Origin of the sequence: Streptomyces silvae (assembly GCF_016745505.1) — a bacterium.
GTDB lineage: Bacteria > Actinomycetota > Actinomycetes > Streptomycetales > Streptomycetaceae > Streptomyces > Streptomyces silvae.
The window spans coordinates 1-7959 of sequence record NZ_JAERUC010000199.1 but is presented as its reverse complement, the minus strand read 5'-3'; the positions used below and the strand labels follow the sequence as shown (position 1 = coordinate 7959).

The window sequence follows — 7959 nt, the reverse complement described above, 5'->3', positions numbered from 1 at the left end:
CCTTGGCAAGGTTGCGCTCTACCAACTGAGCTACGTCCGCTTGTCTTTCCCGGTCCGCTTGCGCGTCCCGGCGACGTGTTGAACTCTAGCGGATTCCCGGGCCAGCACAAAAACGCGTTTGTGCAGCGTGCTGCGCCACCCACCGCCCGCCGCAGGTCACCGCGTGCCGACCTAGACTCGGTCACGTGCGCCACCTCACCCCCCTTGCCCGCTTCGGTGGCCTCGTCGCCACCGGTCTGCTGGACGTCACGAGCGATCCTGCGGCTCTTGAATCGTCCGGTTTCTGGGCGGTATGTGCCGACTTCGAAGGCCGTCTGGTCTGTGCCCGCTTCGCCACCGTGCGCTCCGAGGAGGTCCCGCTCCCCGTGCCCGGGGCCTGGCGGGGACCCGCCCCGGAGGACTGGACGTCCTCGCTCGACGAGCACACCTACCTGGCCGGAGTGCGACGGATCCGTGAACACATCGCGGCCGGCGAGGTCTACCAGGCCAACCTCTGCAGGGTCCTGTCCGCGCCGCTCCCCGGCCCCCGGGCCGACGTGGACGCGCTCACCGCCCTGCTTGCCCGGGGCAATCCGGCCCCGTACGCCGGCACGATCCGGCTCCCGGAGCACGGCGTGGAGATCGCCACCGCTTCCCCCGAGCTCTTCCTCGCCCGCGACGGCCGGACCGTCGAGTCCGGCCCGATCAAGGGCACCGGGCGCACCGAGGACGACCTGCTGGAGAAGGACCACGCCGAGAACGTGATGATCGTGGATCTCGTCCGCAACGACCTGGGCCGCGTCTGCGCACCCGGCAGCGTCGGCGTCCCCGACCTCTGCGCCGTGGAGAAGCACCCGGGGCTCGTCCACCTCGTCTCCACCGTGCGCGGACGGCTCGCCGACGACGCCGGGTGGCCGGAGCTGCTCACCGCGGCCTTCCCGCCCGGATCGGTCACCGGAGCCCCCAAGTCCAGCGCGCTGCGGATCATCGAGGACCTGGAGACGGCCCCCCGCGGCCCGTACTGCGGAGCGGTCGGCTGGGTGGACGCCGACCGGGGCACCGCGCAGCTGGCGGTCGGCATACGGACCTTCTGGATCGATCGCACCGGGCCCGCCCCGCTGCTCCGCTTCGGTACCGGAGCGGGCATCACCTGGGGGTCGGACCCGGCGCGCGAGTGGGCAGAGACCGAGCTCAAGGCATCCCGGCTGCTCGCTGTAGCGTCGGGCGCCTACGAGGAAACAGGAAGGACCGCGTCATGAGGATTTGGGTCAACGGCGGACTGCGCGACGCCGATGACGCCCGGCTGTCCGTGCTCGATCACGGGCTGACCGTGGGCGACGGCATCTTCGAGACGGTCCGGGTCTCCGACGGCCGTCCCTTCGCGCTCACCCGGCACCTCGACCGGCTGACGCGCTCGGCCAGGGGCCTGGGCCTGACCGACCCCGACCACGACGAGGTCCGCCGCGCCGTCGCCGCCGTCGTCGAGGCCAATCCCGTGGAGCTCGGCCGGCTCCGGATCACCTTCACCGGCGGCCTCGCGTCGCTCGGCTCCGACCGCGGCGACGCCGGCCCCAGCCTGGTCGTCGCCCTGGGCGGGACGGCGCGCCGCCCCGACAGCACGGCCGTGATCACCGTGCCCTGGACGCGTAACGAGCGCGGCGCGGTGACGGGCCTCAAGACCACCTCGTACGCGGAGAACGTCGTCGCCCTCGCGCGCGCCCACGAGCACGGCGCCTCGGAGGCGCTCTTCCCCAACACGGTCGGGCAGCTCTGCGAGGGCACCGGCTCCAACGTCTTCGTCGTCCTCGACGGCCGGATCCACACGCCCCCGGTCACCTCCGGATGCCTCGCCGGAATCACCCGGGCCCTCGTCGTGGAGTGGACGGGCGCGCAGGAGACCGACCTCCCGCTGGAGGTGCTCGAACGGGCCGAGGAGATCTTCCTGACCTCCACCCTCCGCGACATCCAGGCCGTCCACCGCGTCGACGGGCGGGAGCTGCCCGGCGCCCCGGGGCCCGTGACGGCGAAGGCGATGCGGGTCTTCGACGAGCGCGCGGCGGACGATCTCGACCCGTGAGCCGGCCCTCCGGGCCCGGCCTCGGAAGCCGGACCCGTAAAAGGGGTGACTCCACCGCCTCCAGCGGATAGAACACCCTGATGACCACGACCATCCGGCCGGCCGGGCCGGTCCAGCAAGGCGCCGACGGCGCGCGGGAACGCACGTACGACGTGTGCGACAACGGGCGGCCCGTCGGTGCCGTCGGCATCTCCACCGACCCGGCGTTCGGGCCCTCGGCGGGCATACTCCGCTCGCTCTTCGTCGAGGAGGCGCACCGCAGGCGGGGCCGGGGGACCATCGCCGCGCTCGCCGCCGAGGAGGTGCTGCGCGGCTGGGGCTGCACCCAGGTCCGCCTGGTGGCCCCGGCGGACAACCAGGCCGCCCGGTCCCTGGCGGCGGTGCTCGGCTACACCGAGCGGAGCCGGAACATGCTGAAGACCCTCCGCAGGACCGCCCCCGCGCTGCCGGCCGGCGTCACCGGCCGTCCCATGACGGAGCCGGAATTCGCCGAGTGGGAGGCCACCAGCGCGGAGACGTACGCCCAGGAATGGATGGAGCGCGGCGTCCCGGAGGAGCAGGCCCGGCACAAGACCGAGACCGACCACGCCACCACCCTGCCGGACGGCATGGCCACCCGCGGCATGTACTTCCACGTCCTCGTCCACGACGGCGCCGTCGTCGGCCACGTCTGGGTGGCACGGCGCGAGGTGCCGGACGGCGACGACCTCGGCTACGTGTACGACGTGGAGGTGTACGAGGAGTACCGGGGGCGCGGCTACGGCCGGGCGCTGATGCACCTCGCGGAGGACATCACACTGGATGCCGGGCTCGGCGTGCTCGGGCTGCACGTCTTCGCGTCCAACACGCCCGCGCTGCGGCTGTACGAGTCGCTCGGCTACGAGGTGACGCAGTACAACCTGGCCAAGGCGCTGTAGCCGGCCCGGGTGCCGGTCAGTCCTCGGCGGCGAGCAGGCGGTCGGCGATCTCCTCGATGCGGGCGCGCAGCCCTTCCTGGCTCTTGCCGCCGTCCAGCCGCTCGTCGCCGATCACATACGTCGGGGTCCCGGTGACGCCGATCGCCTTGCCCTCGGCCTGGTCCGCGTCCACGATCAGCAGATGCCGGCCGTCGATCAGGGCGGTGTCGAACTCCTCGGCGTCCAGGCCCAGTTCGCCCGCCACCTCGATCAGCAGGGGCTCGCCGGCCCGGGCGAGGTCGGCGGTCCGCGCCAGCACGGCCTCGATGTACGGCCATCCCTTGCCCTGCACCACGGCCTCCTCGGCCGCCTGCGCCGCCGCGTACGCGTGCTTGTGCTTGTCCAGCGGGAAGTGGCGGAGCCGGATCTCCAGCCGGTCGCCGTAGCGGGCGCGCAGGGCGTGGACGTCGGAGAGGGCCTGGTGGCAGTCGGGGCACTCGAGCTCGCACCAGAGGTCGAGGACGACCGGTGCCGCGGAGGGGGAATCGCTCATGGAATCAGTCTTTCAGGCCGGACCTGCGCGTCCCAATCGGGACCTGGGGAGGACCACGGCCCTGAAAAGTCCCTGATGTGGTGCCTCGCCGTGGCCCCCGCGGCGGTGACCGGTGCAGGATGGAAGGGACGTATCCCGATCGCTGGAGGCCCCGATGCTTGCCGAGACCATCTGTTCCGCGGTGTCTGCGGCCGGTTTGGGTATCGCTGCGATCACCGCGTACCGAAAGCGGTTCCTCACGGCGACCCGGATCGCCGCCTACTCGCTGGTGCCCGTCGGCCTGGTGATGACCGGTGTCGTCGAGTGGGTGTCGGACATCGCGTTCAAGCCGAGCGTCTGGATCGGCTTCGGACTGCTGGCCGTGGCGTGGCTGCTCTTCATGACCACACGCGCCGTGGAGCGCCGGAGCGGATCGACGCGTAAGGAGCGCAAGGCCGCGCGGGCCGCGGAGCGCGGCGGCGCGGTCGCGCCGGCGGCGTCGTCGCCCTCGCTGACCTCGGGCACCGGGGCGACGGCCGGGCAGACGCAGGCGCAGGACAGGCCGAAGAAGAAGCAGCAGCAGCAGGCCGCGCCCGGTGATGACTTCAGCGACATCGAGGCCATCCTGAAGAAGCACGGGATCTGACCGGCCGCTCATCCGTGCTCAGGGCATGAATCGATTCATGTGGGGCTGCGGGCGTGCGAGCGCCCTGATGCGCGGTCCCGCTCGGTATATTCGGGTCGCGTCACCCCGATCTTGACGGTATCCGGTGGATGCGGTTAGCGTCCCGAGCGGATTGAAACAATTCAATCGGTGGGCGCGGCCCCCGGACGACGGCACGACGGACCACGCCGTACGTACGTCCGTGGACCGGAACCGGCGCCGACGCGCGGTGGCCGGATGCATCAGTGGGGCAGGGCAAGTGGCGCGTGTGGCAGGGATCAAGGACGTGGCCCGGCAGGCCGGAGTCTCCGTGGGCACGGTCTCCAACGTGATCAACCGCCCCGAGGCGGTGCTTCCCGACACCCGGGCCCGTGTCCTCGCGGCGATCGAGGAGCTCGGCTACGTCCGCAGCGAGTCGGCCCGGCAGCTCCGGGCTGGCCGCAGCCGCATCATGGCCCTGCTGGTGCTGGACATGGGCAACCCGTTCTTCGTCGACGTCGCCCGCGGCGCCGAACGCGCGGCCCGGGAGGCCGGCCTCGGGGTGATGGTCTGCAACAGCGGCCAGAGCCCGGAGGAGGAGGCCGAGTACCTCGGACTCTTCGCCGAGCAGCGGGTCTGCGGGGTGCTGGTCACCCCCGCAGACGCCACCGGCGGCAACCTCGAAGCCTTCGCCCGCCACCGGATCCCGTACGTGCTGGTCGACCGGGTCGCGGCGACCACCGACACCTGCGCGGTCTCCGTGGACGACGTACGCGGTGGCACACTCGCCGTCGGGCACCTCGTCTCCGCTGGCCACCGCTCCGTCGCCTATGTGAGCGGCCCCGGCGACCTCCACCAGATCAGGGACCGCCGCCAGGGTGCCCTCGCGGCGCTCGCCGAGGCGGGGCTCGGCCCCGAGGCGCTGGTCGAGATCCCCTCCGACCGCCTGGACGTCGCGGCGGGCCGCGACGCGGGAGCCCGGCTGCTCGGCCTCGTACCCCGGCCGACCGCCGTGTTCTGCGCCAACGACCTCCTGGCGCTCGGCGTCCTCCAGTCGCTGTACGCCGCCGGGGTGCGGGTGCCGCAGGACATCGCCATCGTCGGTTACGACGACATCGAGTTCGCCGCGGCCGCCGCCGTACCCCTCACCTCCGTACGGCAGCCCGCCGTGGTGATGGGCCGGATGGCCGCGGAGCTCCTCCTGGAGGAGGCGGACGACGCGGACGGCGGCCACCGGCACCGCAGCGTGGTGCTCCAGCCGGAGCTCGTCGTACGCGCCTCCAGCGCGGCGCCGCGCTGATAGGAGGGCCCACGCCCGAGGTGTGGGACGAACGTGTGGATGATCTTCGGGCGCGGGAGCGATTCCGTTCATCCTGGAGTGGTGAACTCACCCTGCGAAAGGGTCCGTTGATCGCCAACAGGGCCCGCTCTGAGTCATGATCACTACGAGATGGTGGACACATCCCGGGGCGACGCCCCCGCACCCCCCGCCGAAGAGCCGCGTGGCTGCCTCTTCGCGCTTTCCCAGCCGCCGCTGATGATCTTCCTGACCGTGGTCGGCGGCCTGCTGCTGATGGCCGCCCTGCACGATCTCTTCCTGCTGTGAGCGGCCGCCGGACTCTCCGCCCAACGAGGCCACCGGGCGCTTCCCGACGGATGAGACTGCCGGGCTCCTCCCGCCGGCTGCGACCGCCGTGCCGTGCCGGCCGGGCGCACGCTCAGCGCGTGGCTTCCCGTCGCCGGGCCCGGTACGCGGCGACGTGCAGCCGGTTACCGCAGGTGCGGCTGGAGCAGTAGCGGCGCGACCGGTTGCGCGACAGGTCGACGAAGGCGTCCCGGCAGTCCGGGGCCTCGCAGCGCCGCAGCCGTTCCTGCTCGCCCGCGACGACGATGAAGGCCAGGGCCATGCCGCAGTCGGCCGCGAGGTGGTCCGCGATGGAGGCGTCCGGCGCGAAGTAGTGCACGTGCCAGTCGTAGCCGTCGTGATCGGTCAGCTGCGGGGTGGTTCCGGCGGCGGCGACCAGGCTGTTGACGAGGTCCGCGGCCGTACGGGCGTCGGGTGCGGCGAATATCTCGGCGAACCGGTCCCGGACGTCGTGCACGGCGCGCAGGTCCTTGTCGCCGAGGGTGCCGACGCCGCTGATGTCGTGGCGCTCCGCGAAGGCGTAGAGCGCGGTGAGCTCCGCGAGCCCGTCGTCCGCGCCGCGCTCCGGTGCGGTGTTCACCAGATCGACCACCGTGTCGAGGGCGATCCGGGTGTCGTGTGGGATCAGCACGCTTCGCTCCCTGGCCTCCGGCGGACGGGCGCCCGCCGATGCGGGCTGACTCTACTGGCTCGGCGAAGGCGCACAGGGGCCGGTGGGGGCCCGGCGGGCCGGGGAGGTCCCTTTTCCCGGTCAGGCGTGCGACCGGAGCGTGAGCGGCCTCCTGGCGCTCCCGAGGCCCCTGCCTGCGGGGGAGGCGAGGCGCCTGGGGCGGATGATGGGGGTGTGACGACGCCCGAGACCGGCCCGGGAGCCCCGCCCCCCCGCTCGCGTACCGGCCGCCCCCGCCCGGCGCGCAGCGGCGCCGCCGCCGCGGTGGGTTCCGCGGCGACGGCGCCGGTGTCTGCCCTATGAGGTTGTCCGCGCGACGCCGTCTCCCCGAGTCGGACGGCGTCCCGCAGCTCTCGGCCTGGCTCAGCTCTCGGCCAGGATGTGTGAGAGCTCCGTATCGAGGTCGAAGTGACGATGCTCGGTTCCGGGCGGGACCGCGGCGTCGGTCCTTTTGAGGAACGACTCCAGGGCTCTCGCCGGGGCTTCCAGCAGGGCTTCGCCCTCCGGGGAGCTCAGTGCGATGCAGACGACGCCTTGACCGTGACTACGAGATGGCCAGACGCGGACGTCTCCGGTGCCGGTGGGCCGGTGCAGCCCCTCGGCAAGGAGGTCACGGGCGAAAACCCATTCGACCGTCTCCTCCGCTCCGGTGTGGAAGGTGGCGTGCACGGCATAGGGATCGGCCGTGTCATACCGCAGGCCCGCGGGTACAGGCAGTGAGGACTCGCTCGACACAACGAGGCGCAGGTGCAGCTCGCAGCTGACCGTGGTGTTCATAAGCGCCAGGGCCTTTCGCTCAGTGTGCGCTCGGGGATTCGCACGTCGGCGAAATCGACATGCCACCTACGGTGCCGTTGTAAACCCCTCTGACCTATTTGTGATGCTTCAGGTCCCTCGTGCAGCGGTGTGTAACTTTGGGTCATGCGTCCATTCCGGTGACGATCTCGGTTCCGGTAGGTTGGGTTTCATGAACGCGGAGAGTGACGAGCGGAACGAGGTCGCCGCCACGGCGGCCACCGGTTCCGCCACGGGGGACGGGCGTGCGGCGGAGCGTGAGCTGGGCTCGCGGGCGCCCGGGTTCATCAAGGGATCGAGAGTTCTCCACCTGAGCTGGCAGGTGGGGATCTTCGTCGTCGGCCTCGCCGTGGTCGGCGCGGGCATCGTGATGCTTCCGCTGCCCGGCCCCGGCTGGCTGGTGATCTTCGGCGGCATGGCGATCTGGGCGACCGAGTTCGTCTGGGCGCAGCTCGTCCTGCGCTGGACCCGGCGCAAGGTCACCGAGGCCGCCCAGCGGGCCCTCGATCCCAAGGTCCGGCGGCGCAACATCATTCTCACCACGGTGGGGCTCGTGATCATCGCCGTGCTCGTCGGGATCTACGTGTGGAAGTTCGGCATAGTGATGCCGTGGAAGATCGACCAGTGACCCGGTGGTGGTCCCGCGGCGCCGCTGACATGGGGTAATGTGTGCGGTGCGCCGGGGCGATTAGCTCAGTGGGAGAGCGCTTCGTTCACACCGA

Annotated in this window: 10 protein-coding genes; 7 read left to right on the top strand and 3 right to left on the bottom strand. The window is 71.7% G+C overall.

Annotation, left to right across the window (positions count from 1 at the left end; genetic code table 11):
- Nucleotides 1-185 precede the first annotated feature (185 nt).
- From JKV81_RS33250 to JKV81_RS33240, 3 genes are all read left to right on the top strand, one after another.
- The gene (locus JKV81_RS33250; RefSeq protein WP_202079371.1) at nucleotides 186-1238 is read left to right on the top strand and encodes a chorismate-binding protein; all 1053 of its coding nucleotides are present in this window, start codon (nucleotides 186-188) and stop codon (nucleotides 1236-1238) included.
- Nucleotides 1235-2056, top strand: coding sequence for an aminotransferase class IV (locus JKV81_RS33245; RefSeq protein ID WP_147985600.1), 822 nt, complete (start codon nucleotides 1235-1237; stop codon nucleotides 2054-2056). The genes JKV81_RS33250 and JKV81_RS33245 overlap by 4 nt, the downstream gene beginning before the upstream one ends.
- Nucleotides 2057-2136: 80 nt before the next feature.
- Complete coding sequence (locus tag JKV81_RS33240; RefSeq protein WP_202079369.1) at nucleotides 2137-2973, top strand: GNAT family N-acetyltransferase; 837 nt, start codon at nucleotides 2137-2139, stop codon at nucleotides 2971-2973.
- A gap of 16 nt (nucleotides 2974-2989) precedes the next feature.
- Here the strand turns inward: JKV81_RS33240 and JKV81_RS33235 are convergent, their stop codons facing one another.
- Complete coding sequence (locus JKV81_RS33235) at nucleotides 2990-3505, bottom strand: DsbA family protein (protein WP_099176815.1); 516 nt, start codon at nucleotides 3503-3505, stop codon at nucleotides 2990-2992.
- Between the two features lie 154 nt (nucleotides 3506-3659).
- On the opposite strand from JKV81_RS33235, the gene JKV81_RS33230 reads away from it, so the two are divergent.
- From JKV81_RS33230 to JKV81_RS33220, 3 genes are all read left to right on the top strand, one after another.
- Complete coding sequence (locus JKV81_RS33230) at nucleotides 3660-4130, top strand: hypothetical protein (protein WP_202079367.1); 471 nt, start codon at nucleotides 3660-3662, stop codon at nucleotides 4128-4130.
- 277 nt (nucleotides 4131-4407) lie between these two features.
- Entirely contained in the window at nucleotides 4408-5427 is a 1020-nt protein-coding gene (locus tag JKV81_RS33225) for a LacI family DNA-binding transcriptional regulator (RefSeq protein ID WP_124279703.1), read from the top strand.
- Nucleotides 5428-5577: 150 nt separating this feature from the next.
- A complete protein-coding gene (locus tag JKV81_RS33220; protein ID WP_164493806.1) occupies nucleotides 5578-5733 on the top strand; it encodes a hypothetical protein in 156 nt (51 codons plus the stop codon).
- A gap of 112 nt (nucleotides 5734-5845) precedes the next feature.
- Here the strand turns inward: JKV81_RS33220 and JKV81_RS33215 are convergent, their stop codons facing one another.
- Together JKV81_RS33215 and JKV81_RS33210 are read right to left on the bottom strand one after the other, a co-directional pair.
- Nucleotides 5846-6403: a CGNR zinc finger domain-containing protein gene (locus JKV81_RS33215; RefSeq protein WP_129261398.1), complete on the bottom strand. Its 558-nt coding sequence runs from the start codon at nucleotides 6401-6403 to the stop codon at nucleotides 5846-5848.
- Between the two features lie 402 nt (nucleotides 6404-6805).
- Nucleotides 6806-7219 (bottom strand): SsgA family sporulation/cell division regulator, encoded by a 414-nt coding sequence (locus JKV81_RS33210; RefSeq protein WP_003959770.1) that lies wholly within the window; start codon nucleotides 7217-7219, stop codon nucleotides 6806-6808.
- 190 nt (nucleotides 7220-7409) lie between these two features.
- On the opposite strand from JKV81_RS33210, the gene JKV81_RS33205 reads away from it, so the two are divergent.
- Nucleotides 7410-7865 carry a TIGR02611 family protein gene (locus JKV81_RS33205; protein ID WP_129261396.1) on the top strand — a complete coding sequence of 152 codons (456 nt, stop codon included), beginning with the start codon at nucleotides 7410-7412 and terminating at the stop codon, nucleotides 7863-7865.
- The last annotated feature ends 94 nt before the right edge of the window (nucleotides 7866-7959 follow it).

Excerpts from the sequence above, each read along its gene's own strand:
- JKV81_RS33245 (WP_147985600.1), top strand. The coding sequence starts at position 1,235 with ATGAGGATTTGGGTCAACGGCGGACTGCGCGACGCCGATGACGCCCGG.
- JKV81_RS33240 (WP_202079369.1), top strand. The coding sequence starts at position 2,137 with ATGACCACGACCATCCGGCCGGCCGGGCCGGTCCAGCAAGGCGCCGAC.
- JKV81_RS33235 (WP_099176815.1), bottom strand. The coding sequence starts at position 3,505 with ATGAGCGATTCCCCCTCCGCGGCACCGGTCGTCCTCGACCTCTGGTGC.
- JKV81_RS33230 (WP_202079367.1), top strand. The coding sequence starts at position 3,660 with ATGCTTGCCGAGACCATCTGTTCCGCGGTGTCTGCGGCCGGTTTGGGT.
- JKV81_RS33220 (WP_164493806.1), top strand. The coding sequence starts at position 5,578 with ATGGTGGACACATCCCGGGGCGACGCCCCCGCACCCCCCGCCGAAGAG.
- JKV81_RS33210 (WP_003959770.1), bottom strand. The coding sequence starts at position 7,219 with ATGAACACCACGGTCAGCTGCGAGCTGCACCTGCGCCTCGTTGTGTCG.
- JKV81_RS33205 (WP_129261396.1), top strand. The coding sequence starts at position 7,410 with ATGAACGCGGAGAGTGACGAGCGGAACGAGGTCGCCGCCACGGCGGCC.